The organism is Streptomyces sp. SGAir0957 (assembly GCF_043523415.1).
Genome location: NZ_CP027293.1, coordinates 2818586 through 2844277 on the forward strand (window position 1 = coordinate 2818586; position 25692 = coordinate 2844277).

A 25692-nucleotide genomic window follows, 5' to 3' on the forward strand; every position below is an offset into this window, starting at 1 on the left:
GCCCCGGTGTCCCGCTCGCCCGGACCGGCCTGTGGATGCTTTCTGCGGCTGCCGCGGGCGCCACCGTGGTGCGTGTGGCGCCCGCGGCAGCTCGTACTTCGGCCGCGCATCAATGCGTTCGAGGGTCGCCGTCGGCGGTTCCGTCGCGTCGGATCGTTCACCCATAGGCCGTGCATCGCCCGTCGCCCCCCTCGCCTTCCGTCACTCTTCCCCGGCGCCCGTGTACCCGTAGCGGCGCCACCCCAGTCGGGACGATACACCAGGATCGTCACTCAGGGACATAGTCTCTCTACGCTCCGTGACGACCAGCGGTGATGGGGGCACGCGGTGCAGCCGGACGGGCGCGGAGCGTGTGCGCCGGACCGCGGGCAGCCGCACGGGCGGGGCCCCGGGGACCCGGTGCGACCGGTGCGGTCCGTGTCAGCCGATGGTGCGCACGACGTTGCCGAGCGGCTCCCCGGCGGCGTAGCGGGTGAGCTGGGCGGCGAGGAGCCGCTCGGCCCGGGGCAGGAAGGCGGAGGTGGGACCGCCGACGTGCGGGGAGATCAGCACCCCCGGAGCCTGCCACAACGGGTGCTCCCGGGGCAGCGGTTCGGGGTCGGTGACGTCCAGGGCGGCGGTGAGACGCCCGCTCTCCACCTCCGTGAGCAGCGCCTTCGTGTCGACGACGGGGCCGCGGCTGACGTTGACGAGCAGCGCCCCGTCCTTCATCCGGCCGAGGAAGTCGGCGCCGACGAGGCCGCGGGTGTCCTCGGTGAGCGGCGTGACCACGACGACGACGTCGGCGTCCGGCAGGAGATCCGGCAGATCGGTGAGCTGGTGCACGGGTCCGCGCTCCGTCGTGCGCGCCGAGCGCGCGACGCGCGCCACCCGCGCCACCTCGAAGGGTACGAGCCGGTCCTCGATGGCCGAACCGATCGCGCCGTACCCCAGGATCAGCACGTTCTTGTCCGCGAGCGCCGGGCGGAAGCCGGAGCGCCACTCCCCGCGCCCCTGCGCTCGAACGAAGTCCGGGATGCCGCGCAGGGAGGAGAGGATCAAGGTCAGCGCGAGTTCGGCGGTGCTGGCGTCGTGCACCCCGCGCGCATTGCACAACTGGACGCCCGGGCGCAGGTACTTGAGCCCGTTCTGGACGTGGTCGACGCCCGCGGAGAGGGTCTGCACCACACGCAGTGACGTCATGTCCGGCAGGGGGCGCACGGCCGTCTCCGCGCCCTTCATGTAGGGGACGACGTAGAACGCGCAGTCGGCCGGGTCCGCGGGGAAGTCCTCCTCACCGTTCCAGAAGCGGTAGTCCAAGCCCTCGGGAAGGCCCGGGATCTCGTCGGCGCGGAAGGGCAGCCACACATCTCCAGTCATGGTCAGGAGGCTATGTCAGCCGCGCCGAGGCGCAGAGGTTAGGTTGAGGGTCGAGACAGGGAGGGTCACGGGCAAGTGGAGCGCAAGGCGATCGGGGCGGCGGCGCTCGAGGTGGGGGCGATCGGGCTCGGCTGCATGCCGATGAACTGGGCGTACACCGGTTCGCGACAGCGCGGCGAGGAGTCGTTGCGTACCGTGCACGCCGCCCTCGACCGGGGCTGCACCCTGCTCGACACCGCCGACATGTACGGGCCGTTCACCAATGAGCTGCTGCTCGGCCGGGTCCTCAAGGAGCGGCGCGCGGACGCGTTCGTGTCGACGAAGGTGGGGCTGCTCGTCGGGGAGCAGCACATTGTCGCCAACGGCCGCCCGGGGTATGTGAAGCGGGCCTGCGACGCCTCGCTGCGGCGCCTCCAGACGGACGTCATCGACCTGTACCAACTGCAACGGGCCGATCCGGAGGTGCCCGTCGAGGAGACCTGGGGCGCGATGGCGGAGCTGGTGAGCGCGGGCAAGGTGCGCTCGCTCGGGCTGTGCGCGGTCGGCGCGGCGGAGGCGCGGGGCTGGCGTCGTGGCGGCCGGGGCGGGCCCTATGCCGGAACGATTCAGCAACTGGAGCGGATCCAGCAGGTCTTCCCCGTCAGCTCCGTGATGGCCGAACTGTCCGTGTGGTCGCCCGAGGCGCTCGGCTCCCTGCTGCCGTGGTGCGCGGTGCGCGGCGTCGGGCTCCTGGCGGCGATGCCGCTCGGCAACGGCTTCCTGACCGGGACGCTCACCCCGGGCCAGGGCTTCGAACGGGACGACATACGGGCCCGGCACCCCCGTTTCACCGCGGAGATGATGGCCGCGAACCAGCCCGTCGTGGCGGGCCTGCGCCGCATAGCCGCCCGCCGGGGCGAGGGCGTCACCCCGGCACAGATCGCTCTCGCGTGGGTGCTCGCCCAGGGCCCGAACGTGGTTCCGGTCCCCGGGGCGAAGCACGAGCGCTGGGCGGTGGAGAACGCGGCGGCGGTCAATCTGGCGCTGACCCCGGCGGAGCTGCGGGAGATAGCGGGGTTGCCGGCGGCGCAGGGGTCATGGGATTGAGCGGGGTCATGGGACTGAGCACGGTCATAGGACTGGGCAGGGGTATGGGACTGAGCACGGTCATAGGACTGAGCAGGGGTATGGGACTGAGCAGCGGTATGGGGCTGAAAGGCCCCTGAAAAGCGACGGCGGGGAATCCATCGCGGGAGATCGGGAACTCCTGCGGGGCGAGCGGTGTATGAACGGTAGGACCGTCGCGTCGAAGGGACCCTGATCGTGCAGCGTCAGCAACGTCAAGCCGTGCGGCCCGCGCTGGCCGTGGCCGCCTGTGCCGCGTTCCTGTTCACGGCGGGGTGCTCCTCCGGCGGCGACGGGCAGCCGGAGAGAGCCGGGGCGTCCGCGCCGGACAGCGGTTCCCCCGGCTCCTCCTCCACCTCACCGAAGCCCGCCGACACCCCGCCCGCCAAGGGCTCGGTGAGCGTCGTGCGCACGGTGACCGAGGACCTCAAGTCGCCCTGGGGTCTCGCCCCGCTGCCCGAGGGGGACCTGCTGGTCTCGTCACGGGACGAGGGGACGATCACCCGCGTCGACACGGAGACCGGGAAGAAGACGGAGGCCGGCTCGGTGCCCGGGGTGGCCCCGGCCGGCGAGGGCGGCCTCCTCGGCCTCGCGCTCTCGCCCGACTACGCCTCGGACCACATGGTCTACGCGTACTTCACCACCGAGTCCGACAACCGCATCGCGCGGATGATCTACGACGAGAAGAAGCCCGCGGGCGAGCAGCTGGGCGCCCCGGACACGGTGTTCAAGGGCATCCCCAAGGGCACGAACCACAACGGCGGCCGGATCGCGTTCGGCCCGGACGGCCTGTTGTACGCCGGGACGGGCGAGACGTACCGGACCGAGCTGGCCCAGGACAAGAAGTCGCCGGGCGGCAAGATCCTTCGCCTGACAGCGGACGGCGACCCGGCGCCGGGCAACCCCTTCGGCGACTCCCCCGTGTACTCGTACGGCCACCGCAATGTGCAGGGCCTGGCCTGGGACAAGGACAAGCGGCTGTGGGCCTCGGAGTTCGGCCAGGACACCTGGGACGAGCTGAACGACATCGTGGCGGGCGACAACTACGGCTGGCCCGACGCCGAGGGCAAGGGCGGCGGCTCCGGCTACCACGACCCGATCGCCCAGTGGCACACGGCGGACGCCTCCCCCAGCGGCATCGCCTACGCCAAGGGGTCGATCTGGATGGCGGGGCTGCGGGGCGAACGCCTGTGGCGCGTCCCGCTGGACGGCACCAAGGCGGCGCACGACCCGCAGGCGTTCCTGGAGGGGAAGTACGGGCGCCTGCGCACGGTGGTGGCGGCGGGCGGCGACAAGCTGTGGCTGGTGACGAGCGAGACGGACTCGCGGGGCACCCCCGGGAAGGGGGACGACCGCATCCTGGAGCTGAAGGTGAGCTAGCCGCTCCCCGCGCCGGGGCCGGGGCCCGGGCCCGGCCGCGACAAGGGCCGATCGGCTCAGTCGCCGGCGTCGGCTTCGTCGCGGGCGACTGCTTCGTCGCGGGCGTCTGCTTCGTCGCGGGCGACTGCTTCGTCCGTGCTCTGCCCTGCCGGTTCACGCGGCGGCGTCGAGGGGGCCGCCGCGGGCCGCACCGTCACCTTGCCGGACGAGAGGTCTATCGGGCCCCGGCCGGGGTCGCCGTCGTTGAGGTCGACCCGGGTCAGTTCCAGGCGCTTGCGCTCGTCGTTGGTGTGCTTGCGGCCGGGGGCGAAGAGTTCCTCGAACATGTTGAACACGGCGCCTCCGGGCGGTGGGCAGGCGGGCGGGGTGGCCGGGCCTCACCTCCAGCGTACGGCGGGGCCCGGCAAGCGCCTCAGGCCGCGCTGCCGGGCCCCACCAGGACCGGTTCGCCCGTTCCTGTTCCCCCGTATCGGTTTCCCCGTTCCGGTTTCCCCCGTACCGGCTTCCCCGGCCGGGGTGTCGCGTTCATGCGGTGCGCGGGGCGCGCTGTCGACGTGACCGGTGGGTGTTCACCCGCCCTTCGGCCTCGTGGCCGGCCGATCGGAGCTGGGCGCGGCGGGCCTTGGCGGCGGCGCGCGCCGTGCGGGCCAGACGGTAGGACCGGGCGCGCTCGATGAGTTCGGCGGAGTGGGCCTGGTGCAGTTCGTACTCGAACATCTCGTCTCCCTGGTGACGATGCGTCCGCGGCTCTCGCGGATCGTGTCGTGGTTCTCGCGGCGTGTTCTCCGCGATGCCTCAACTCTCGTTTCCCAGGGGGGTGCGGCACATCGGGAGAGTGCCGCATGTTCGGGGGCCGGGGTGCCTTATACGAGGTCCGGGGTGCCTTAGGCGTCCGGCACCGGGCCGGTTTCCTCGCCTAAGGCACCCCGGAGGAGCGTCTGGGGGCCTTCCGGTCAGCTGGTCTTCGGCAGGCCGAGCAGCAGGTCCGTGTACTTCGCCACGGCGATCAGGAGTCCGAGGACGCCGAGCGAGACGCCGGCCCAGGCGGCCGACTTGATCCAGGTGGCCTGCGCCTTGCCGGGCACGCCGAACGCGGGGCGCACCAGGACGACCGCGCCGACGATCAGCGCGAGCAGCGCGAAGACGCCGCCGACCAGGGCGGCGGCGTGCCAGGAGTCGCCGTAGACCTCGGAGACCTGCGTGGCGACGCTCGCGGTCTGGGCGGTGTTGAGCTGGCCGATGAGGGATTCGCGGGCCGAGGCGACCGTGCCGAGCCAGCTGCCGCTGAGCGCGATGATGCCGAGTCCTACGGAGACGATGGCGCCGGCGCCCTGACCGACACCGGTCGCGCGGGGCGCGGCGGCGGCCTCCGCCTCATAAGCCTCGTCTGCCTCATGAGCCTCGTCCGCCTCATGAGCCTCGTCGGCCCCGGCCTCATGGGCACCGTCGGCACCATCGGCACCGTCGGCACCATCGGCCGCCACCGCACCATCGGCCTCTCCAGCACGTGAGGTCTCCGTCGCCTCGACGGCCTCCTCGTTCTCCTTCCGCTCGGCGGCGTCGGGCTTGGCGTCAGTCTTCGTATCCATGCTGCGCACCGTAGGGCCGGAGTCTGAGAGGTCTCTTAACGTTCCTTGTGCGCGCTGCCCGCCTTGTCGCGTGCGGCGCGCCATTCCGGTGCGAGGAGCGCCCAGATCTCCTCGTCGTGGCGGACGCCGCCGTAGAGGTTGGCCTCGCGCAGGACGCCGTCCCGCCGCATCCCGAGGCGGCGCGCGACATTGGTGCTCGCCGTGTTGCCCGCCGCGGCGAGCCACTCGACGCGGTGGATGCCGCGCTCCTCGACCGCCCAGTCGATGAGGACGCGGGCGGCGCGGGTGACGAGGCCGCGCCCGGTGGCGGCGGGCTCCAGCCAGCAGCCGACCTCGCAGGTGCCGCCCGCCGCGTCGAAGGTCCGGAAGAGGACGCCGCCGACGAGTTCGCCGTTCAGCCAGATGCCGTGCAGGCCGCCGCTGTCGGCGACGCGCTTCTCCGCCCAGCGCCGCAGGAGCGCGCGGGACGACTCGGTGTCGACGGCGTCCTTGCCGAACGGGATGAACTGCCCGATGTGGTCGCGGCCGCGGTCCAGATGGCGCAGGAACTCCTCCGCGTGCCAGGTCTCGAGCGGCCGCAGTTCGGCGGCACCGCCGCCCTGAATGTCCCCGTCGCCCAGCGGTATCGCGTACATCCGGCTCCTCACATGGCTACGTCGTCCAGCGCGTCGCCCCGTGCGCCGCGCTGCCCGGGGATCTTCGCACTCGCGGCCGCGCGGCACTCCGGCGGTTCGATGCTGAGCCGGGGCAGGCAGCGGCCGAGCCATGTGGGCAGCCACCAGTTGGCGCCGCCGAGCAGGTGCATGAGGGCGGGGACGAGGAGCGTGCGCAGGATGAACGCGTCGACGGCGACGGCGGCGGCCAGGGCGATGCCGAACATCGCGATGACCCGGTCGCCGCTGAGCACGAAGGCGAGGAAGACGGAGATCATGATGACGGCCGCCGAGTTGATCACGCGGCTGGTCTCGGCGAGGCCGATGCGGACGGCGCGCCGGTTGTCGCCGGTCTCCAGCCACTCCTCATACATCCGGCTGACGAGGAAGACCTGGTAGTCCATGGAGAGCCCGAAGAGGACCGAGACCATGATGACCGGCAGGAACGGTTCGATGGGCCCCGAGCGGCCGAGGCCGAGCAGGTCGCTGCCCCAGCCCCACTGGAAGACGGCGACGACGACGCCGAAGGCGGAGGCGACGGCGGCGACGTTCATCGCGGCGGCCTTGAGCGGGATGCCGAGCGAGCGGAAGGCGAGCAGCAGCAGGACGCAGCCGAGCCCGATCACGACGCCCACGAACAGCGGCAGCTTGCCGATGACGACCTGGGCGAAGTCGTCGTAGCTGGCGGTGACGCCGCCGACCTGGACGTCGAGGGAGGTGCCGCGCTCTGCGCCCGGGACGACGTCGGCGCGCAGCCGGTCGACGAGGTCGCTGGTCCGGTCGGACTGCGGCGCGGAGGACGGGACGACGGTCAGGTAGGCGGTGGTGTCGTCGTGGTTGTACGTGATCGGGGAGACGGCGGCGACGCCCTCGGTCTCACGAAGATCGCTCTCCAACCGTCCGAGGGCGAGCTTGTCCTTGGCCCCGTCCACGTCGCTGACCAGGGTGAGCGGCCCGTTCACGCCCGGCCCGAAGCTGCTCGCGAGCAGGTCGTAGGCCTGCCGGGTGGTGCTGGACTTGGCGTTGTTGCCCTGGTCGGAAGTGCCGAGGTGGAGGGAGAGGGTCGGCAGCGCGAGGACGGTGACGACGGCGAGGGCGATACCGCCGAGCAGCTTCGGGTGGCGCTCGACGAAGGCGGCCCAGCGGGCGGCGAGCCCGGTCGGCAGCTCCGGCTGGGGCCCGTGCTCGGCCAGCCTGCGCCGCTCGCGCCGCGACAGGGCCCGCATGCCGATGAAGGAGAGGAACGAGGGCAGCAGGGTCACGGACGCGGCGACGGTGAGCAGTACGGTCACGGACGCGGCGATCGCGACCCCGTTGAGGAAGCTGAGCCGCAGGATGAGCATGCCGAGCAGGGCGATGCAGACGGTGGCGCCCGCGAAGACGACGGCGCGTCCGGTGGTGGCGACGGCCCGCTCGGCGGCGACGGCGACGGGCAGGCCGCGCTTCAGGCCGCGCCGGTGCCGGGTCACGATGAACAGCGCGTAGTCGATGCCGACGCCGAGCCCGACGAGCATGCCCAGCATGGGCGCGAAGTCGGCGACCGTCATGGCGTGGCCGAGGAGCCCGATGCCCGCGTAGGCGGTGCCGACGCCGATCAGGGCGGTGGCGATGGGCAGCGCGGCCGCGGCGAGCGAGCCGAAGGCCAGGAAGAGCACGACGGCCGCGACGACGACGCCGATGATCTCGGACAGGTGCGCGGAGGTCGGCTCGGTGAGTGCGACGGCGCTGCCGCCCAGCTCCACCTGGAGCCCGTCCGGCCCGTGCGTCTCGGCCTCCCGCGCCGTGTCGACGACAGCCTGCGCCTGGCCGCGCGGGATGTCGTCGGCCTGCTCGGCGAAGGTGATCGTGGCGTACGCGGTGTGTCCATCGGCGCTGATCTGGCCCGCGCCCCTGTCCCCGTAAGGAGAGACGACGGAGGAGACGCCGGGAAGGTCACCTATCTGGGTGAGCGTGTTGCTCATGGCCGTCTCGACGTCGGCGGCGCGGACCGTGGAGCCCTCGATGTGCCAGACGACGGTGTCGCTGTCGCCGCCGAGCCCCGAGAAGCCCTCGTCGAGGAGGTGGGTGGCGCGGCCCGATTCGGTGCCGGGTGCCTCGTAGTCGTTCGAGTAGGCGGATCCGGCGACGGCGGCCGCCGCGCTCGTGCCACCGAGCGCGAGCAGCCACAGCAGGACGACGACGAGCCGGTGCCTGACACACCACCGTGCGAGTGCGGCCACGGGCGTGCTCCCTGGGGTCTGGGGGATCTTTACCGGGAGCAGTCGGTGATCGGCGTGTATCGATCGAACGAGCCCGCAAAGAAACACTTGAGCAGGAGCCAGTCACTCTTGCAGGCAGAAGTGATCCTTTGTCGCTTTCGTGGGCTTACTCACATACATGCCCTCGCGCTGCACCGCGCCGCACACCGGTCAGCCCGACACACTCGGTCGCCCGTCCTCGATATGCCCGGCAAGGCGCCGCAGGAACGTGTCGCCCGCCGTGACCTCGACGTCGTACCAGCCGTGCGCCTTCCCCGTCTCGTGGACGACGGTGACGGTCCGGCCCGGCCGGACGGTGACGGTCCGCTTCCCTACGACGACCGTCCGCGCCGTCTCCCCCGTGCCGCGCACCCGGACGCGCACGGCACGCGCGCGTGCGTCCACGCTCGTGGTCACGTCGACGCCGGAGTCCGTACGCCCGCGGAACTCGCGCCGGAACCCGTTGGGTCCCGTCACCACGAAGTCGTACGCGCCCTCGCGCACCGGCACCGTCACGGTCTGCTCCCGGACGACGTCGAAGTGCTGGGGCGCCGCGAACTCGCCCGCGTACGGGTAGAGGGCGAAGTGCGCGCTGGAACGCCCGGTGTTGAGGAGGGTGAGCGTGACGTCGCCGTCCCGCACGCGCGCGTGGGCGTCCGGCTGGTACGGAAGGGCGCGGGCCGGCCGGGTGCCCGGCTCCTGCACCGGCATCGACTGCTGCGCCGGGGGCTGCGGCGCCCAGCGGCCGGTGAACGCGGGGATCGGCCCCGGCCGCTCGACCTCGGGCTGCCGGTGGCCGTGGCGGAAGTCGAAGGCTCCGGTGAGATCGCCGGCGACCTGGCGGCGCCAGGCGCTGATGTGGGGCTCGCGGACGCCGGTCCACTGCTCCAGGAAGCGGATCACGGAGGTGTGGTCGAAGACCTCCGAGCACACGTACCCGCCGACGGTCCACGGCGAGACGACAAGCATCGGCACCCGGATGCCGAGCCCGGTCGGCAGCCCCTGCCAGTGCTCGTCGGTGACGTCCGGGCCCGGCACGGGCGGCGGTACGTGGTCGAAGAAACCGTCGTTCTCGTCGTAGTTGATGAAGACGGCGGTCTTGCGCCACACCTCGGGGTGCGAGGCGAGCGCGTCGAGCACCTTGTAGACGATGGTCGCGCTGTGGACGGGCGAGGAGACGGAGGGGTGCTCCGAGTCGACCGCGGACGGTACGAGGTAGGAGACGCGCGGCAGCTTTCCGCGCGCGACATCACGGGCGAACGTCGCGGCCAGCTCACCCGTCGGCACCCGCCGCAGCGCCCGCTCGAACAGCGACCGCTCCCGCCGGTCCAGCGTCGCCACGCCTTCCTCCAGGGTGGCGAACAGCTTGTCGCGGGTGGCCTCGTCGGCGGCGTCGCGCACCTTCGCGTAGAACGCCTCCATGTAGGTGAGACCAGTCTTGACCAGCGCCTTCTTCGCGATGGCCTTGAAGGTGGTGAAGAACTCGATCTGGTTGTCGGTGAAGTTCTCCCACTCGGTGTACGTCTGCCAGCTCACGCCCGCCTTCTCCAGGCGCTCGGCGTACGTGCCCCAGTCGTAGCCGGGGTGCTTGCCCTCGTCGTAGGCGTCGTTGCCGACGGCGCGGGCGCCGGTCAGCGGCTCGTCGCCGGTCCTGCCGCTCCACAGGTGGTTGCGGTTGGGGCTGGTCGAGGAGTGGATGGAGGAGTGGTAGGCGTCGCAGACGGTGAAGGTGTCGGCGAGTTCGTAGTGCAGCGGGATGTCCTCGCGCGTGTAGTACGCCATCGTGGCCGCGGTCTTCGCGGTGATCCACCCGTCGTGCCAGCCGCCGTGCGCGGCCTTGGCGCCGCCGGACCAGGAGTGGTCGAGGGCGCCTATGTACTGCAGGTCCTTCTTCTGCGTCGCGGCGGCCTCCCGTACGGGGAAGGGCAGGACCGTGCGGAGCGCGCCCGGCTGCTCGAAGACGCTGGTGCCGCCGGGCAGCCGGATCGCATTGCGGTCACCGAAGCCGCGCACGCCGCGCAGGGTCCCGAAGTAGTGGTCGAACGACCGGTTTTCCTGCATCAGGATGACGACGTGCTCGATGGCGTCGAGCCCGCCCTTCGGCGGCGCGCCCCGCTCGGCCTGAGCGGCGACGGCCTGCCGCAGCGAGGGCGGCAGGAAGGACCCGACGGCGGCGGCGCCCAGCGCGCCCCCGCCGACGGCCATCAGGCGTCGGCGGGACAACTCGGGGGACTCCGGGGACGGTGACACGGGACCTCCGCGCGTAATGGTCTGCGATCGACCCATTGAGTGGTTCGGCCGGGACCGTAGCCACGTCAGATGTCCCTGGGAAGTACAAGAACGAGCCGAAACGTAAACGTCCAAGCATCCGGGACAAAGGTCCAACCGCTACCCGAGGACGAGCAGCCCCGCCCACAGCGCCACCGTCGAGGCGAGCAGCGTCGTGGGCACCGTGAGCAGCCCGAGCCGGGTGAACCCCGCGAGGTCGGGTTCGGTGCCGTGGGCGTGCACGATGCGCCGCCAGAGCAGGGTCGCGAGTGAGCCCACGTACGTGAGGTTCGGGCCGAGGTTGACGCCGATCAGCGCGGCGAGCACCGGCCCGGGCCCCGCCGGGGCGACGGCGGGGAGCAGCGCCAGGATCGCGGGCAGGTTGTTGATGAGGTTGGCGAGCACGGCGGCCACCCCGGCGACCGCGAGCAGCGTGAGCAGCGACGATCCGTCGGGCAGGACGTGCGCGATGCCGTCCCCGAGCCCGTTGTCGACCACGGCCCTGACCACGACGCCGAGGGCGAGGACGAAGAGGCAGAACGGCAGGTTGAGCGCCGTGAACAGCTCGCCCGGGGTGGAGCGGCGCCGGGCCAGGGACCGGGCGCCGAGCACGAGGGCGCCCGCGCAGGCGGCGTACAGCGGCTCGATCCCCGCGAACGACGTGACGACGAACCCGGCGAGCGTCAGCGCGAGGACCACCAGCGTGAACACCGGCACACCGGTCGGCTCCCCCGGGTCGGGATCGTGCGCAGGCGCCGCGAGATCGTCGGCGAAGTACCGGCGGAACACGACGTACTCGATGCCGATCGCGAGCAGCCACGGCAGCGCCATGAGGCCCGCGAACCGGCTGAACGTCAGCCCGCTCGCGGTGAACGCGAGGAGGTTCGTGAGGTTGGAGACGGGCAGCAGCAGCGACGCCGAGTTGGCGAGGTGGGCGCTGGCGTAGACGTGCGGGCGCGGGCTCGTGCCGATCCGCGCGGCCGTCGCGAACACGACCGGGGTGAGCAGGACGACGGTGGCGTCCAGGCTGAGCACGGCGGTGACGGCGGCGGCCACCGCGAACACCCCGCCGAGCATCCGCGTCGGGCTGCCGTGACAGGCCCGCGCGACCGCGTCACCGGCGGCCTTGAACAGGCCGTCGTCGGCGCAGAGTTGGGCGAGCAGCAGGATCGCGGCGAGGAAGCCGACGACAGGGAGGAGCTCTTTCGTCTCCGACCAGGCGTGGGAGGGGGTGACGACCCCGAGCGCGATGGCGATCCCGGCGGCGGGCACGGCGGCGACGGCCTCCGGCCAGCCGCGGGGTCGTACCACCGCGAAGGCGAGGGTGAAAGCGAGCAGGGCGAGGGAGACGACCATTCAAGCCCTTCCGGCGATTGAGGAACGGGGTCCGGGGCGGAGCCCCGTGACGTAGACACAAGCGGGCGGCGGCGCACCAGGAACCCAGTGCGCCGCCGCCCGCTTCCGCTCAGCCTTCGCTGACGCCCAGCTTCTCAAGGATCAGCTCCTTGACGCGAGCCGCGTCCGCCTGACCCCGGGTCGCCTTCATCACGGCCCCCACAAGGGCACCGGCCGCCGCGACCTTGCCGGACTGGATCTTCGCGACGATCCCCGCGTTGGCGGCGATGGCCTCGTCCACGGCGGTGGACAGCGCGCCCTCGTCGGAGACGACCTTCAGGCCGCGCTTGTCGACGACCTCGTCGGGCGTGCCCTCACCCTTGAGGACGCCGTCGATGACCTGGCGGGCGAGCTTGTCGTTGAGGTCGCCCTTGGAGACCAGCTCGGAGACGCGCGCCACGTGCTCGGGCGTGATGGGCAGTTCACCCAGGTCGACGCCCTGCTCGTTGGCGTTGCGGGCCAGCTCGCCCATCCACCACTTGCGCGCGGACGTGGCGTCCGCACCGGCGTTGATCGTGGCGACGATCGGGCCGATCGCGCCCGCGTTGCGGATCGACTGCATGTCGTGGGCGCTGATGCCCCACTCCTCGATCAGCCGGTTGCGCTGAGCGAGGGGCAGCTCGGGGAGTTCGGCGCGCAGCGCCTCGACCCACTCGCGGGACGGGGCGACGGGGACGAGGTCGGGCTCCGGGAAGTACCGGTAGTCCTCGGCGTTGTCCTTGATGCGGCCCGACGTGGTGGAGCCGTCCTCCTCGTGGAAGTGCCGGGTCTCCTGCACGATGGTGCCGCCCGACCTGAGGACGGCGGCGTGGCGCTGGATCTCGTAGCGCGCGGCCCGCTCGACGGAACGCAGCGAGTTCACGTTCTTCGTCTCGGAGCGCGTGCCGAACTCCTTGCGGCCGTGCGGCCGCAGGGAGAGGTTGACGTCGCAGCGCATCTGGCCCTTGTCCATGCGGGCCTCGGAGACGTCGAGCGCCTTGATGACCTCGCGCAGCTCGGCGACGTACGCCTTGGCGACCTCGGGGGCCCGCTCGCCCGCGCCCTCGATCGGCTTGGTGACGATCTCGATGAGCGGGATGCCGGCGCGGTTGTAGTCGAGCAGCGAGTGCGAGGCGCCGTGGATACGGCCCGTGGCACCGCCGACGTGCGTCGACTTGCCGGTGTCCTCCTCCATGTGGGCGCGCTCGATCTCCACGCGGAAGACCTCGCCGTCCTCCAGCTGGACGTCGAGGTAGCCGTTGAAGGCGATCGGCTCGTCGTACTGGGAGGTCTGGAAGTTCTTCGGCATGTCCGGATAGAAGTAGTTCTTCCGGGCGAAGCGGCACCATTCGGCGATCTCGCAGTTCAGCGCGAGGCCGATCTTGATGGCGGACTCGACGCCGATCTCGTTGACCACCGGCAGGGCGCCGGGCAGGCCGAGACAGGTGGGGCAGGTCTGACTGTTGGGGCCCTGCTTCAGCTCGGTGGAGCAGCCGCAGAACATCTTCGTCTTCGTACCGAGCTCGACATGGACCTCAAGGCCCATGACCGGGTCGTACGACGCGAGCGCCTCCTCGTAGGGCAGCAGCTCGGGAGTGGTCGTGGCAGTCACGGTGTTGGTACTTCCCTCTCAGCCCAGCAGGACGTCGTCGTCGCCGATGCGCTTGAGCTCGCGCAGCAGCAGGGCGAGGCCGGTGGCGATGGCGGCGGCGGAGACGACGGCGTCGACGAGCCGGAGCGTGTCGTTCTCCGAACGCGCCTTCTTCGCCTGCTTCACGACGCTGAGCGCGCCGAAAGCGGTCGTCCCGATCGACAGGTACGTGCCGGACTTGGACTTCTTGAATCCCTTGGCCTTACCAAACGCACTCACAGCGACGGAGCCTCCTCGAGCAGCGGGTGCCCCCACTTTTCCACGAAGGCGGCCTCGACGGCGGCACCCACCTTGTACAGGCGGTCGTCCTTCATGGCGGGAGCGATGATCTGCAGGCCGACCGGCAGGCCGTCCTCGGGCGCCAGGCCGCAGGGCAGCGACATGGCGGCGTTGCCGGCCAGGTTGGTCGGGATGGTGCACAGGTCCGCGAGGTACATCGCCATCGGGTCGTCGGCGCGCTCGCCGATCGGGAAGGCGGTGGTCGGCGTCGTCGGCGAGACGATGACGTCCACGCTCTCGAAGGCGGCCTCGAACTCGCGGGTGATCAGGGTGCGGACCTTCTGGGCGCTGCCGTAGTACGCGTCGTAGTAGCCGGAGCTCAGCGCGTACGTGCCCAGGATGATGCGGCGCTTGACCTCGTCGCCGAAGCCGGCCTCGCGGGTGAGGGCGGTGACCTCCTCGGCGGAGTGCGTGCCGTCGTCGCCGACGCGCAGGCCGTAGCGCATGGCGTCGAACCGGGCGAGGTTCGAGGAGCACTCGGACGGCGCGATCAGGTAGTACGCGGACAGCGCCAGGTCGAACGTGGGGCAGTCCAGCTCGACGATCTCGGCGCCGAGCGACTTGAGCAGCTCGACCGACTCGTCGAAGCGCTGCACGACACCGGCCTGGTAGCCCTCGCCGCGGAACTGCTTGACGACGCCGACGCGCATACCCCGCACGCTGCCGTTGCGCGCGGCCTCGACGACCGGCGGGACCGGCGCGTCGATGGAGGTCGAGTCGAGCGGGTCGTGCCCGGCGATGACCTCGTGAAGGAGCGCGGCGTCCAGGACCGTACGGGCGCAGGGCCCGCCCTGGTCGAGGGAGGACGAGAACGCGACCATGCCGTACCGCGAGACACCGCCGTACGTGGGCTTGACGCCGACGGTGCCGGTGACGGCGGCGGGCTGGCGGATCGATCCGCCGGTGTCCGTGCCGATGGCGAGCGGGGCCTCGTAGGCGGCCAGCGCGGCGGAGGAACCGCCGCCGGAGCCGCCGGGGATGCGGGTGAGGTCCCAGGGGTTGCCGGTCGGGCCGTAGGCGCTGTTCTCGGTGGAGGACCCCATGGCGAACTCGTCCATGTTGGTCTTGCCGAGGATGACGACGCCGGCCGCCTTCAGCTTCTTGGTGACCGTCGCGTCGTACGGCGGGATCCAGCCTTCGAGGATCTTGGAGCCGACGGTGGTCGGCACGCCCTCGGTGGTGAAGATGTCCTTCAGGGCGAGCGGGACGCCGGCCAGCGGGCCGAGCTTCTCGCCCTTGGCGCGCTGCTCGTCGACGGCGCGGGCCTGCGCGAGGGCGCCCTCGCGGTCGACGTGCAGGAAGGCGTGCACCTTCTCGTCGACGGCCTCGATCCGGGCCAGGTGGGCCTCGGTGACCTCGACGGCCGTCAGCTCGCCGGAAGCGATCTTCGCGGCGGTCTCGGCGGCGGTGAGCTTGATGATGTCCGTCATGGTGATTAGTCCTCCCCCAGGATCTGCGGCACCTTGAAACGCTGCTGCTCCTGGGCCGGGGCGCCGGAGAGCGCCTGCTCGGGGGTGAGCGACGGACGGACCTCGTCCGCGCGCATGACGTTCGTCAGCGGCAGCGGGTGGGAGGTCGGCGGTACGTCTTGGTCGGCGACCTCGCTGACGCGGGCGACCGCGCCGATGATGTCGTCGAGCTGGCCGGCGAAGTGGTCGAGCTCTTCGGGCTTCAGCTCCAGACGCGCCAGCCGGGCGAGGTGGGCGACCTCCTCGCGCGTGATGCCAGGCATGCAGCGATCCTCAGGGTGGGAGTGTGTGGTTTGGCCCCAATCCTATGGGGCCCGACCCCGTGCCCGTACCCGCCCTCGGCCGCGATGCTCTCCAGGGGGCCTTCAGGGGCGCGGATCGTCCCCCTGGACCGCCGGGAGCGCCGCCGGGGTCCGCTGCCAGCCGCGCGAACCGCGGGCCCGCAGCCAGGCCGTCGTCTCGTCCGGCGGCATCGCGGCGGCGACGAGCCAGCCCTGCACCGCGTCGCAGCCGAGGTCGCGCAGGCGCTCCCACGTCTCGTCGTCCTCGACGCCCTCGGCGACCACGAGCAGCCCGAGGGAGTGCGCGAGGTCGACGGTGCAGCGGACGATCTCCGCGTCCTCGTTGTCCACGGCGAGCCGGGCCACGAACGAGCGGTCGATCTTCAGCTCGCTCACCGGCAGCCGCCGCAGGTGGACGAGGGAGGAGTAGCCGGTGCCGAAGTCGTCCAGGGACATCTTCACGCCGTGCCCGGTGAGCCCGGCGAGGGTGTCGGCGGCGCGCTGCGGGTCCTCAAGGAGGACGTGCTCCGTTATCTCCAGCTGCAACGATCCGGCGGGGACTCCGTGGCGGGCGAGGCGCGCGGCGACGGCGCCCGCGAACCCGGGCGTGTGCACGTCCCTCGGCGAGACGTTCACCGCGACGGGCACGTGCAGGCCCTGCGCCCGCCAGCGGGCGACCTGGGCGAGCGCCGTGTCCAGGACGTACTCGGTCAGGTGCGGCATGAGCCCGGAGGACTCGGCGATGGCGATGAACTCGTCAGGCGGAACCTTCCCGCGCTCCGGATGCACCCACCGTACGAGCGCTTCGAGCCCGGCGACCTGCCCGTCGAAGCGGACCTTGGGCTGGTAGTGCAGCTCCACGTCCCCGGCGTCCAGGGCGAGCCGCAGATCGCCCAACAGGCCGAGCCGGTCGGGGGTGTTGGAGTCCCGCTTCGACTCGTACACCTCCACGCCCGTACGGTCCCGCTTGGCCTGGTACATGGCGACGTCGGCGCGGCGCAGCAGCCCTTCGGCGTCGAGCGCGTGGTCGGGGAAGACGGCGAGCCCGGCGCTGGCCTCCAGGACGAGCGTCAGCCCGTCGAGGTCGAGGGGTGAGCCGAGCGCGGCGACGAGCTGGCGGGCGACGCGCGAGGCGGAGGTCGTGGAGTCGGCGACCGGGAGCAGGACGGCGAACTCGTCACCGCCGATCCTCGCCGCCTCCGCGCCGCGCGGCAGTGCCGCTCTCAGCCGGTCGGCGATCTGCAACAGGAGGCGGTCACCGGCGAGATGGCCGAGCGTGTCGTTGACCGAGCGGAACCGGTCGAGGTCGATCAGCATGAGCGCGCTGCGCGCCCCGATCCGCTCGGCGTCGGTCAGCGCCGACCACGTGCGCTCAAGGAGCCACTGCCGGTTGGGCAGCCCGGTGAGCGGATCGCGCAGCTGCTCCTCGGCGCGGGCCCGCGCGATCCACAGCGTCGAGTCCAGCGCGACCAGCGGGATCGCGAAGAGCGGGAGCAGCACCGGCATGGCGAGGGCGACGACGCAGACCAGCGGCGCGATACCGAGCAGCGCGACGCCGACGAGGCCCTGCCGCAGGAGCGCCGGGCGGGCCAGGGTCGGCAGCCCGGCCGGGCGCGGCGCGTGCACGTACCAGAGCAGCGCGCGCGTGACGAGCAGATACGCGGCCGCCACGAGGACGACCTCGGGCACCGCGGAGAAGCTCCATGTCTGCGGGTCCCAGGGGGACTCGACGGACGGGACGCGGCCGAACGCGGCCAGGACGAGGGCGCCCGCGCCGATCCCCAGGATGTCTATGGCGCCGTGCAGCGCGCCTTGGCGCCAGCGGTGCCGCCGGGCGACTCCGACGAGGACGACGACGGTGAGGCTGACCATTCCGGCCGGTACCCAGCCGTACAGGAGCAGGACGGCGAGGGTGAGGGCGGCGCCCGAGCCGGTCCCGCCCCACCAGCGGTCGCGGCCGAGCGCGACGAGGTGGCCGACGATGATGCCGGTCAGGACCGCGAGCGACCAGCCGACGGTGCCGGACGGGAAGAGCGCGTGATGCCCCGCGAAGGCGCGGTAGAACCCGGCGCCGAGGATGACCGCGGCGAACGTGACGATGGCGCCGGGCAGCAGCGGCGGCGCCGCGGCCCGGGAGCCGGTGTCGGCCTGCCCCGCGAGCGGGTTCCCCGCCGGGGTCGCCACGCCGACGGTGCCGGGCGCGGCCGGTCCGGCGGCGCCCGTGCCGGTCGCGACCGGGGTCAGCGGTACCGGTGCGTCCATGGTCGTGAAGGCGGTGCCTCTCGGGCCTGTGCCCGGCCGACGGGTGCCGTTTGAGCCGCTCGGGTGACGCGCTGCGCCGCTCACGGTCCCGCCGGGTCCTGTTCCCTCTGCCGGGTCCGCGGTTCCGCGCGCCTTGCCGAACATCGCGCCGAGTCCGCCCCCGGTCACCCGGTTCGCAGCTCCGCGCGCCGTGCCGGGCGCCGCTCCGGACCGCCCGCCGCCCGCCCGGAGCAGACCGCGTCCCGCCTCACGCCACCAATTGCGCCAGTTCACCACATCACCGCGCTCGTTCTCCCCGCGACCGCTCTCGCTGCCGTCGCCCCCGCTCCCGTGTGCCGCCGCCGCGCGCCGCGTACGGCGGCGCGGACGCAGGTGTGAGTCCGGGGCAGCGCTCTCGGTCGGTTCCATTCCCGTCCCTCTCACAGCCGGCGGTGCCCACATCCACTGCCCGCTCCCCCGGCCTTCGGTGAACCGGGGGATGTGCCCCATCCGCAGCAGGACATGGCAGACGCACACACTCAACATTAGGCCGCGGAAGGCTTCCACGGGCACCAGACGGCCGTGCCCGACCGCGGTTGCCCGAATGCGGCCTGGCCATCCGTATGCATCTGGTATGCGCCGATCGGGTGGCCTTCAACCGCTACTCCTGAGTCGGTTCTTCCACGGGAAGCGCCGATTCCGCGGCCGCTTCGGGTCCCTGGCCGAGCAGAACGGCGAATCCGTCCTCGTCCAGAACCGGAACCTTCGCCTGCACGGCCTTGTCGTACTTGGACCCCGGGTTGTCCCCGACGACCACGAACGACGTCTTCTTGGAAACGGAACCGGTCACTTTGGCGCCTCTGCTCTGCAGGGCCTCCTTGGCGCCGTCCCGCGTGTAGTTCTGCAGCGTCCCGGTGACGACGACGGTGAGCCCTTCGAGCGGTCGCGGCCCCTCGTCCTCGCCCGCCCCCTCGTCCTCCAGGCGCACCCCGGCCTCGCGCCACTTGCGCAGGATCTCGCGGTGCCAGTCCTGCGCGAACCACTGCTTCACGGACGCGGCGATGATCCCGCCGACGCCCTCGGTGGCGGCGAGCTCCTCCTCGGTGGCCTGATCGATGCGGTCGATGGAGCGGAACTCCCGGGCCAGCGCCTGGGCGGCGACCGGGCCGACGTGGCGGATCGAGAGCCCGTTGAGGAACCGGGCGAGCGGGCGGTCCTTGGCCGCCGCGATGTTCTCCAGCATCGCGACCGCGTTCTTCTTCGGCTCGCCCTTCTGGTTGGCGAAGACCGTGACGACCTTGTCCTCGCCGGTCTTCGGATCGCGCTTGGGCAGGCCGCTGTCCGGGTCGAGGACGTACGCCTTGATGGGCAGCAGCTGCTCCATGGAGAGGCCGAAAAGGTCGCCCTCGTCGACGACGGGCGGCTCGGGCGGCTCAAGGGGCGCCGTGAGCGCGGCGGCGGCGACCTGCCCGAAGTTCTCGATGTCCAGGCACTCGCGGCCACCGAGGTAGAACAGGCGCCCGCGCAACTGGGCGGGGCAGCCGCGGGCGTTGGGGCACCGCAGGTCCTTGTCGCCCTCCTTCATGGCCCGCAGCGCCGTGCCGCACTCGGGGCACTCGGCGGGCATCACGAACTCCCGCTCGCTGCCGTCCCGCAGGTCGGCGACGGGCCCGAGGATCTCGGGGATCACATCACCGGCCTTGCGGATGACGACCGTGTCGCCGATGAGCACGCCCTTCTTCTTCACGACCTCCTGGTTGTGCAGCGTGGCGAACTCGACCTCGGAGCCCGCGACGGTCACCGGCTCCACCTGCGCGTACGGGGTGGCCCGGCCGGTGCGGCCCACGCTGACGCGGATGTTGACCAGCTTGGTGTTGACCTCTTCGGGCGGGAACTTCCAGGCGATGGCCCAGCGCGGGGCGCGCGCGGTGGAGCCGAGGCGGCCCTGGAGGCGGATCTCGTCGAGCTTGACGACGGCACCGTCGATCTCGTGCTCCACGGAGTGCCGGTTCTCGCCGTAGTGGGCGATGAACGCGCGCACGCCGTCGAGATCGTCGACGACCTTGTTGTGCTTGGCGGTGGGCAGCCCCCACTCGCGCAGCAGCTCGTACGCCTCCGAGAGCCGCTCGATGTCGAAGCCCTCACGGGCGCCGATGCCGTGGACGACCATGTGCAGCGGGCGGGTGGCGGTGACGCGGGGGTCCTTCTGGCGCAGCGAACCGGCCGCCGCGTTCCGCGGGTTGGCGAAGGGCTTGTCACCCGCCTCCACCAGACGCGCGTTCAACTCCTCGAACTTCTCCATCGGGAAGAAGACTTCGCCGCGGATCTCGACGAGGGCGGGGACGCGGTCGCCCTTGAGGCGGTCGGGGATCTCCGCGATCGTGCGCACGTTGGGCGTGATGTCCTCGCCGACGCGGCCGTCACCGCGCGTGGCCGCGCGCGTCAGCCGCCCGTTCTCGTACGTCAGGTTGACCGCGAGGCCGTCGACCTTCAGCTCGCACAGGAAGTGGTAGCCGGGTGCGCCGACGTCCCTGGCGACGCGCTCGGCCCAGGCCGCCAGTTCGAGATCGTCGAAGGCGTTGTCCAGGGAGAGCATGCGCTCGCGGTGCTCGACGGAGGTGAACTCGGTCTCGTACGCGCCCGCGACCTTCTGCGTCGGCGAGTCCGGGGTGCGCAGCTCCGGGTACTGCTCCTCCAGCGCCTCAAGGGAGCGCAGGAGCTTGTCGAACTCGGCGTCGGAGACGACCGGCGCGTCCTTCACGTAGTACCGGAAGCGGTGCTCCTCGATCTGTTCGGCGAGGCGGCCGTGCTCCTCCCGCGCCTTGGGGGGCACGGGGCTCTGCCGCGCGACCTTGTCGATCTTGGCCTGTTCCTGTCCGGCCTTCTCGGCAGCCACCGTCTCGTCCTCCCGTTGCCTTCGGTCCCCGGTCACTCAGGGTTGTCCGCGAGTGATCTTGCCGCCCGGGTGCAGTGGGCGAGCGCCGCCCGCGCGTACGCGGGTGAAGCGCCCGCGAGCCCGCACGACGGCGTGACCGTGACCGCCTCCGCGAGCGACCCCGGATTCAGTCCCAGCCTGCGCCACAGCGTCCTGACACCCATGACGCTACCGGCAGGGTCCGACAATCGGCCGTCCACGCCGGGCACGACACCGGCGAAGAGCTGGGTGCCTCCCTCGACCGCCTCCCCGATCACCTCGTCGTCACGCTCCGTGAGCAGGGAGAAGTCGAACGAGATCGCGTCGGCCCCGGCACGGCGCAGCAGCGCGAACGGCACGTCGGGCGCGCAGGAGTGCACGACGACGGGCCCGCCCCCGGCGGCGGCCATGACATCCCGCAGCGTGGACTCGACGAGCTGGCGGTCGACGGCGCGGTGCGTGCGGTACTCGCTGGCCGTCTTGATCCGGCCGCGCAGGACGGCGATGAGGGAGGGCTCGTCGAGCTGGAGCACGATCTCGGCGCCGGGCACGCGGCGCCGGACGTCGGCGAGGTGGGCGCGGAGCCCCTCGGCGAGCGACCCGGCGAGATCGCGGCAGGCGCCGAGGTCGGAGAGCGCGGCCTCGCCGTTCCGCAGCTCCAGGGCGGCGGCGAGCGTCCACGGGCCGACGGCCTGCACCTTGAGCGGCCCCTCGTAGCCCTGGGTGAACTCCTCGAGCGCGTCGAGGTCCTCGCCCAGCCAGGAGCGGGCGCGCTTGGTGTCACGGCCCGGCCGGTCGCCGATGCGCCAGCCGCTGGGCTCCACGCGCGCGTAGAGGTCCACGAGGAGCCCCGCGGTACGGCCGATCATGTCGGCGCCCGGCCCGCGCGCGGGCAGCTCCGCGAGGAACGGCATCCCCGTCTCCGGCCCCTCGAAGGAGCCGGTGACGGTCTTGGCGGCCTCTCGGGCATCGCCGCCGGGCATCGAACCGACGCCAGTGGCCGGCCCCCACCTGAAGTCGCTCTTTTCACTCACTCAGGCAGGGTACGTAACGCCGGCGGGGTCGCTCCTCGGGGAGGTCAGCGTCCCGGGCGCACGGTCAGGTCGTTGACCTCGGCGTCGCGCGGCAGATCGAGCGCCATGAGGATCGTCGTGGCGACCGACTCGGGGTCGATCCAGCGCGAGGGGTCGTACGCCTTGCCCTCCTGCTGGTGCACCTTCTCCTGCATGGCGCTCGCGGTGCGGCCGGGGTAGACGGAGGTGACCCGCACCCCGTTCTCGTGCTCCTCCTTGCGCAGCGAGTCCGCGAGGGCCCGCAGGCCATGCTTGGACGCGGCGTACGCGGACCACTCGGGCCCCGCGTGGATCCCGGACCCGGAGTTCACGAAGAGGACGTGTCCCTGGGTGAGCCGCAGCTGGGGCAGGAAGTGCCTGGTCAGCTCTGCGGGGGCGATGAGGTTGACGTTGAGCTGGTGCCGCCAGGACTTGGGGGTCAGCTCACCGACCGGCCCGAGATCGACGACCCCGGCGATGTGGAGCAGCGAGTCGACCCGGTCCGGCAGCGACTGGTGCGAGAACGCCCAGGACAGCTTGTCGGGGTCGGCGAGGTCGCCGACGAGCGTCCTGGCACCGGGGAACTCGGCGGCGAGCTCCTTGGCGCGGCCCGCGTCGCGCGCGTGGAGGAAGAGTTCGTCCCCGCGCGCGTGGAGGCGGCGGGCGACGGCGGCGCCGATGCCGGAACCGGCGCCGGTGATCACGTGAGTGGCTGGGCTGGTTGTGCCTGTCATACGGGCCATGCTCGCACTGCCGCCGCTACTCGATGCCCTGGGACTCCTCCAGGTAGGCCAGGGCGCCGACCGGTTCCTCGGCGAAGAAGACAAGATCGGTGAGGGGAATCGGCAGGAACCCCTCGTCCTCCATCCGCCGGAACTGCTCCTTGAGCCCGTCGTAGAACCCGGCGCTGTTCAGCAGCACGATGGGCATGGTGGTCTTCCCGTGCTTCTTCAGCTCCAGGATCTCCGTGGCCTCGTCGAGCGTCCCGGTCCCGCCGACCATGACGACGACGGCGTCGGCCTTGCCGAGGAGCAGCGCCTTGCGTTCGGCGAGATCCTTGGCGACGACCATCTCGTCCGGGGCGGTCACCGCGCGCGCCTTGGCCGCCAGGAACTCGACGGACACGCCCATGAGCCGCCCCCCGGCCTCCTGCACCCCGTCGGCGACGACCTTCATGAGCCCGCTCTCCGAACCACCCCACACCAGCGTGTGCCCCGCCTTGCCGAGAAGCTCGGCGAACTCGCGGGCGGGACGGGTGTAGCGGTCGTCGAGGTCGGCGGCGGAAAGGAAGACGCAGATGTTCATGGGAACAACGGTACGGGGCCCTGTGCCGGGAAGAACGGCGGCGTCGGCGGCGCTGAACTCTCCATGACTCCTGGAAACGCCGGAATCCCCGGACACAAGATCACGATCGAGCAGGGTGCGGAGCGGGTGCGGGTGGTGCGCGACGGGCAGGTCATCGCGGACAGTACGCGTGCGCTGCTGCTGCGGGAGACGGGCTGTCCCGTGCGCTACTACATCCCGCCGGAGGACGTGACGACGTCCCTGCTCTCCCCCTCGGACACGACGACGTACTGCCCCTTCAAGGGAACGGCGTCCTATTGGTCGCTGCCCGGCGCCGCGGATGCGGTGTGGTCGTACCCCGAGCCGAAGGAGGACGTGGCGGCGATCAAGGGGCACCTGTGCTTCTACGAGGCGGAAGTGGTGGGATAGGCCCCGCGGACACAAGGCTGAACTTCTGAGGGCAGGGCAGGGCAGGGCGGGGTGGGCATGACGCAGGGATTCGACCATCAAGGCGGTCCGGTTCCGGCAGTTCCGGCACATGGCTTCGGCCCGCCCCCGCCGATGTACCCGCCGCCACCGGCCCCGGCGACCGGCCCCGGATTCGCGCCGCCCACGCCGGTCACCGGCCCCGAGTTCGTGGCGGCGGACGAGTTCAACGGCATGGTCGTGGACGCCGACGGGGTCCACTTCGAGCAGGGCCCCCACGGCATCGAACTCCCGTGGCCGCGCCTGCACACGGTGCGCTTCCAACCGCTCGGCGACGGTCTGTCGGTGACGGCGGTGACGGTCGAGGGCCCGGTGTACGAGTGCCGGGTCCGGGCCCGGAAAAGGTCGCAGGTGCCGCGCTGGTGCACAGAACTCTCCGCGGTCCTCCACCACTATCTCGGGGCGCGAGGCTGAGCTCTGCGCTCGCTCAATTGGCGTGCGGGGCGGGTCAATTGTGGCCTACCCCATTCGGATGAGACACACGGAAAGCTTTCCCCCAAGGGCCCACTGACCCCAGGACCGACTGTTCACCGCTCTCCGGCTCACGACGCAGCTTTTCCTACAACCGGCATCACTACTGTGCCGCTCCCTGCGCTACCGCACCGAGGGAGACGAAGACGTAGTGACCGCCGACATGGACCTGACCGATGACCCCGTACAGCAACGCCTGTTGCGCAAGGCGCTGGAACAGTTCCAGCGCGGCGACGCCGACCCCGTCCTGAAAGAAATGTCCCAGGAGGTCCTGGCGGGCCGTGTGAGCTTGCGCGAGGCGACGCGTATCCCTGCGTATGCGGAGGCGGTGATCGAGCGGGGGCGGGACTTCAGGCGGCGCTGGGACCGCATGCCCGACTCCGAGCGGTTCGCCCTTGCGCGCGAGGGCCAACGGCAAGCGGCGGAAGAGCGGGCCTGCATGAGGGAAGAGCGGGCTCAGCGCGGGCGGCGGCCATGACGCTTGCGGTCGAATCGAGCGACCTGAACGGTTACGCACGCCTGGTCAACAGGGCGGGTGGAGACTGTGCCAGCGCCACGTCCTATGTCCGGAGCAGTACCAGCATCGACTTCTGTTGTGCGGCCCCGCTCTGGAACAAACTTTTGGGCGGACACCACCAGAACGTACGCAACGCCACACACGTACTGAGCCGCTTCGACACGATCCTGGGAGCCTCCGAGCGCGAGCTCAAGAAAACAGCCACGTGGTACGAGTCGGTGGACCTGGAAGAGGCCCGCAAACTCGACGCCGCCTGCCCGAAGGTGAAGACGTCGAGGGGCGTTCCCCGGCCTCGCCCCAGCGGCGCCACACCATTCAAGGATGTGCATGACGCCGTCAGCCGCCTCACACCACCCGGTGGCTCCGGCGGATGGGGAGCCGGCCATCTGGCCGAGCTGGAGTTCGCGCCCGTCAACAAAATGGTCGGCACCCTGCTGGACTTCGGCAGCCCGTCCGTCCTCGTCAACGAGGGCTTGAAGATGGCCTTCGATTTCGACATCCTCGGCTATTTCTCGAACAAGCTGGCCGGAGACTGGCAGAGCTACGCCAACTGCATGGACGCATGGGACTGTCTGGGCAACTTCTGTGCCGACGCGGCGGCAAACATCAGGCACGGCAACGAGGTACTCGGGACCACGTGGCGGGGGAACGCGGCCGACGCGGCCTGGAAGTACTTCGACGACGCGGCACTTCGGCTCGAATCCGCGCGGGGCTCCTTCCATGCGTTGCGAGATCACTACCACGACATCACTGCGGCGGTGTTCTCGTTCGCCGATATCGTGAAGGGTCTGATCGCGCAGATCTGCGACCTCGCGCTGCAAGCCGCCGTCTCCGCCGCCGCTTCCACCGCTGTGGCCGCGTCAGGCGTCGGGCTCTTGGGGACCTTCGTAGGTGCCGCCTTCACCGCGGATCGCGTTGTCGAGATGGTGAGCAAGTACGAGGAGCTCGTCGCTCAGTACGACAAGCTCCTCCTGGCGCTCACCGGAACTCTCGCAGGTGCCGGAATCACCTCTGCCCAATTCATCAACGAGCTCGAGGATTTCCCCGTCGTAGGCAACAGCTACGACAACAAACTGGTCTGAC

23 protein-coding genes are annotated in these 25692 nt (G+C 71.4%); 6 read left to right on the forward strand and 17 right to left on the reverse strand.

Annotation, left to right across the window (positions count from 1 at the left end; translation table 11 throughout):
• Nucleotides 1-420 precede the first annotated feature (420 nt).
• The gene (locus C1N81_RS17495) at nucleotides 421-1359 is read right to left on the reverse strand and encodes a 2-hydroxyacid dehydrogenase (RefSeq protein WP_394430148.1); all 939 of its coding nucleotides are present in this window, start codon (nucleotides 1357-1359) and stop codon (nucleotides 421-423) included.
• 75 nt (nucleotides 1360-1434) lie between these two features.
• On the opposite strand from C1N81_RS17495, the gene C1N81_RS17500 reads away from it, so the two are divergent.
• Together C1N81_RS17500 and C1N81_RS17505 are read left to right on the forward strand one after the other, a co-directional pair.
• Nucleotides 1435-2445, forward strand: coding sequence for an aldo/keto reductase (locus C1N81_RS17500; RefSeq protein WP_394430150.1), 1011 nt, complete (start codon nucleotides 1435-1437; stop codon nucleotides 2443-2445).
• A gap of 210 nt (nucleotides 2446-2655) precedes the next feature.
• Entirely contained in the window at nucleotides 2656-3843 is a 1188-nt protein-coding gene (locus C1N81_RS17505; protein ID WP_394438011.1) for a PQQ-dependent sugar dehydrogenase, read from the forward strand.
• Nucleotides 3844-3899: 56 nt separating this feature from the next.
• Here the strand turns inward: C1N81_RS17505 and C1N81_RS17510 are convergent, their stop codons facing one another.
• The 16 genes from C1N81_RS17510 to C1N81_RS17585 all read right to left on the reverse strand — a co-directional run bounded on the left by C1N81_RS17510 (nucleotide 3900) and on the right by C1N81_RS17585 (nucleotide 23156).
• Complete coding sequence (locus tag C1N81_RS17510; RefSeq protein ID WP_394438013.1) at nucleotides 3900-4169, reverse strand: DUF6191 domain-containing protein; 270 nt, start codon at nucleotides 4167-4169, stop codon at nucleotides 3900-3902.
• Between the two features lie 199 nt (nucleotides 4170-4368).
• Complete coding sequence (locus C1N81_RS17515; RefSeq protein ID WP_394430152.1) at nucleotides 4369-4560, reverse strand: hypothetical protein; 192 nt, start codon at nucleotides 4558-4560, stop codon at nucleotides 4369-4371.
• Between the two features lie 236 nt (nucleotides 4561-4796).
• Nucleotides 4797-5432, reverse strand: a complete 636-nt coding sequence (locus C1N81_RS17520) for a hypothetical protein (protein ID WP_394430154.1) — start codon at nucleotides 5430-5432, stop codon at nucleotides 4797-4799.
• 35 nt (nucleotides 5433-5467) lie between these two features.
• On the reverse strand, nucleotides 5468-6067 hold the full coding sequence (locus C1N81_RS17525) for a GNAT family N-acetyltransferase (protein WP_394430156.1): 600 nt from the start codon (nucleotides 6065-6067) through the stop codon (nucleotides 5468-5470).
• 8 nt (nucleotides 6068-6075) lie between these two features.
• On the reverse strand, nucleotides 6076-8304 hold the full coding sequence (locus C1N81_RS17530; RefSeq protein ID WP_394430158.1) for an MMPL family transporter: 2229 nt from the start codon (nucleotides 8302-8304) through the stop codon (nucleotides 6076-6078).
• Nucleotides 8305-8493: 189 nt separating this feature from the next.
• The gene (locus C1N81_RS17535; protein WP_394438015.1) at nucleotides 8494-10527 is read right to left on the reverse strand and encodes a phosphocholine-specific phospholipase C; all 2034 of its coding nucleotides are present in this window, start codon (nucleotides 10525-10527) and stop codon (nucleotides 8494-8496) included.
• Between the two features lie 183 nt (nucleotides 10528-10710).
• Nucleotides 10711-11946, reverse strand: a complete 1236-nt coding sequence (locus C1N81_RS17540) for an SLC13 family permease (protein ID WP_394430160.1) — start codon at nucleotides 11944-11946, stop codon at nucleotides 10711-10713.
• A gap of 109 nt (nucleotides 11947-12055) precedes the next feature.
• The gene (gatB, locus tag C1N81_RS17545) at nucleotides 12056-13576 is read right to left on the reverse strand and encodes an Asp-tRNA(Asn)/Glu-tRNA(Gln) amidotransferase subunit GatB (protein ID WP_394430162.1); all 1521 of its coding nucleotides are present in this window, start codon (nucleotides 13574-13576) and stop codon (nucleotides 12056-12058) included.
• A gap of 18 nt (nucleotides 13577-13594) precedes the next feature.
• A complete protein-coding gene (locus tag C1N81_RS17550) occupies nucleotides 13595-13834 on the reverse strand; it encodes a hypothetical protein (protein WP_394430164.1) in 240 nt (79 codons plus the stop codon).
• A complete protein-coding gene (gatA, locus tag C1N81_RS17555; protein WP_394430166.1) occupies nucleotides 13831-15324 on the reverse strand; it encodes an Asp-tRNA(Asn)/Glu-tRNA(Gln) amidotransferase subunit GatA in 1494 nt (497 codons plus the stop codon). The genes C1N81_RS17550 and gatA overlap by 4 nt, the downstream gene beginning before the upstream one ends.
• 5 nt (nucleotides 15325-15329) lie before the next feature.
• Nucleotides 15330-15626 carry an Asp-tRNA(Asn)/Glu-tRNA(Gln) amidotransferase subunit GatC gene (gatC, locus tag C1N81_RS17560; protein WP_018531282.1) on the reverse strand — a complete coding sequence of 99 codons (297 nt, stop codon included), beginning with the start codon at nucleotides 15624-15626 and terminating at the stop codon, nucleotides 15330-15332.
• 102 nt (nucleotides 15627-15728) lie between these two features.
• Nucleotides 15729-17906 carry a putative bifunctional diguanylate cyclase/phosphodiesterase gene (locus C1N81_RS17565; protein WP_394430169.1) on the reverse strand — a complete coding sequence of 726 codons (2178 nt, stop codon included), beginning with the start codon at nucleotides 17904-17906 and terminating at the stop codon, nucleotides 15729-15731.
• A gap of 640 nt (nucleotides 17907-18546) precedes the next feature.
• Complete coding sequence (gene ligA / locus C1N81_RS17570; RefSeq protein WP_394438017.1) at nucleotides 18547-20745, reverse strand: NAD-dependent DNA ligase LigA; 2199 nt, start codon at nucleotides 20743-20745, stop codon at nucleotides 18547-18549.
• Between the two features lie 68 nt (nucleotides 20746-20813).
• A complete protein-coding gene (locus tag C1N81_RS17575; RefSeq protein ID WP_394430171.1) occupies nucleotides 20814-21833 on the reverse strand; it encodes a methionine synthase in 1020 nt (339 codons plus the stop codon).
• Nucleotides 21834-21877: 44 nt separating this feature from the next.
• Nucleotides 21878-22585: an SDR family oxidoreductase gene (locus C1N81_RS17580; RefSeq protein ID WP_394430173.1), complete on the reverse strand. Its 708-nt coding sequence runs from the start codon at nucleotides 22583-22585 to the stop codon at nucleotides 21878-21880.
• 25 nt (nucleotides 22586-22610) lie between these two features.
• The gene (locus tag C1N81_RS17585; protein WP_394430175.1) at nucleotides 22611-23156 is read right to left on the reverse strand and encodes an LOG family protein; all 546 of its coding nucleotides are present in this window, start codon (nucleotides 23154-23156) and stop codon (nucleotides 22611-22613) included.
• Nucleotides 23157-23219: 63 nt separating this feature from the next.
• Between C1N81_RS17585 and C1N81_RS17590 the strand changes: the two genes are divergently transcribed.
• The 4 genes from C1N81_RS17590 (at nucleotide 23220) to C1N81_RS17605 (ending at nucleotide 25691) form a co-directional block, all read left to right on the forward strand.
• Nucleotides 23220-23564 (forward strand): DUF427 domain-containing protein, encoded by a 345-nt coding sequence (locus tag C1N81_RS17590; RefSeq protein WP_394430177.1) that lies wholly within the window; start codon nucleotides 23220-23222, stop codon nucleotides 23562-23564.
• 57 nt (nucleotides 23565-23621) lie between these two features.
• A complete protein-coding gene (locus C1N81_RS17595; RefSeq protein ID WP_394430179.1) occupies nucleotides 23622-24035 on the forward strand; it encodes a hypothetical protein in 414 nt (137 codons plus the stop codon).
• A 208-nt stretch (nucleotides 24036-24243) separates the two neighbouring features.
• Complete coding sequence (locus tag C1N81_RS17600) at nucleotides 24244-24570, forward strand: hypothetical protein (protein ID WP_394430181.1); 327 nt, start codon at nucleotides 24244-24246, stop codon at nucleotides 24568-24570.
• Nucleotides 24567-25691, forward strand: a complete 1125-nt coding sequence (locus tag C1N81_RS17605) for a hypothetical protein (RefSeq protein ID WP_394430183.1) — start codon at nucleotides 24567-24569, stop codon at nucleotides 25689-25691. Before C1N81_RS17600 ends, C1N81_RS17605 begins: the two co-directional genes overlap by 4 nt.
• Nucleotide 25692: the final 1 nt, after the last annotated feature.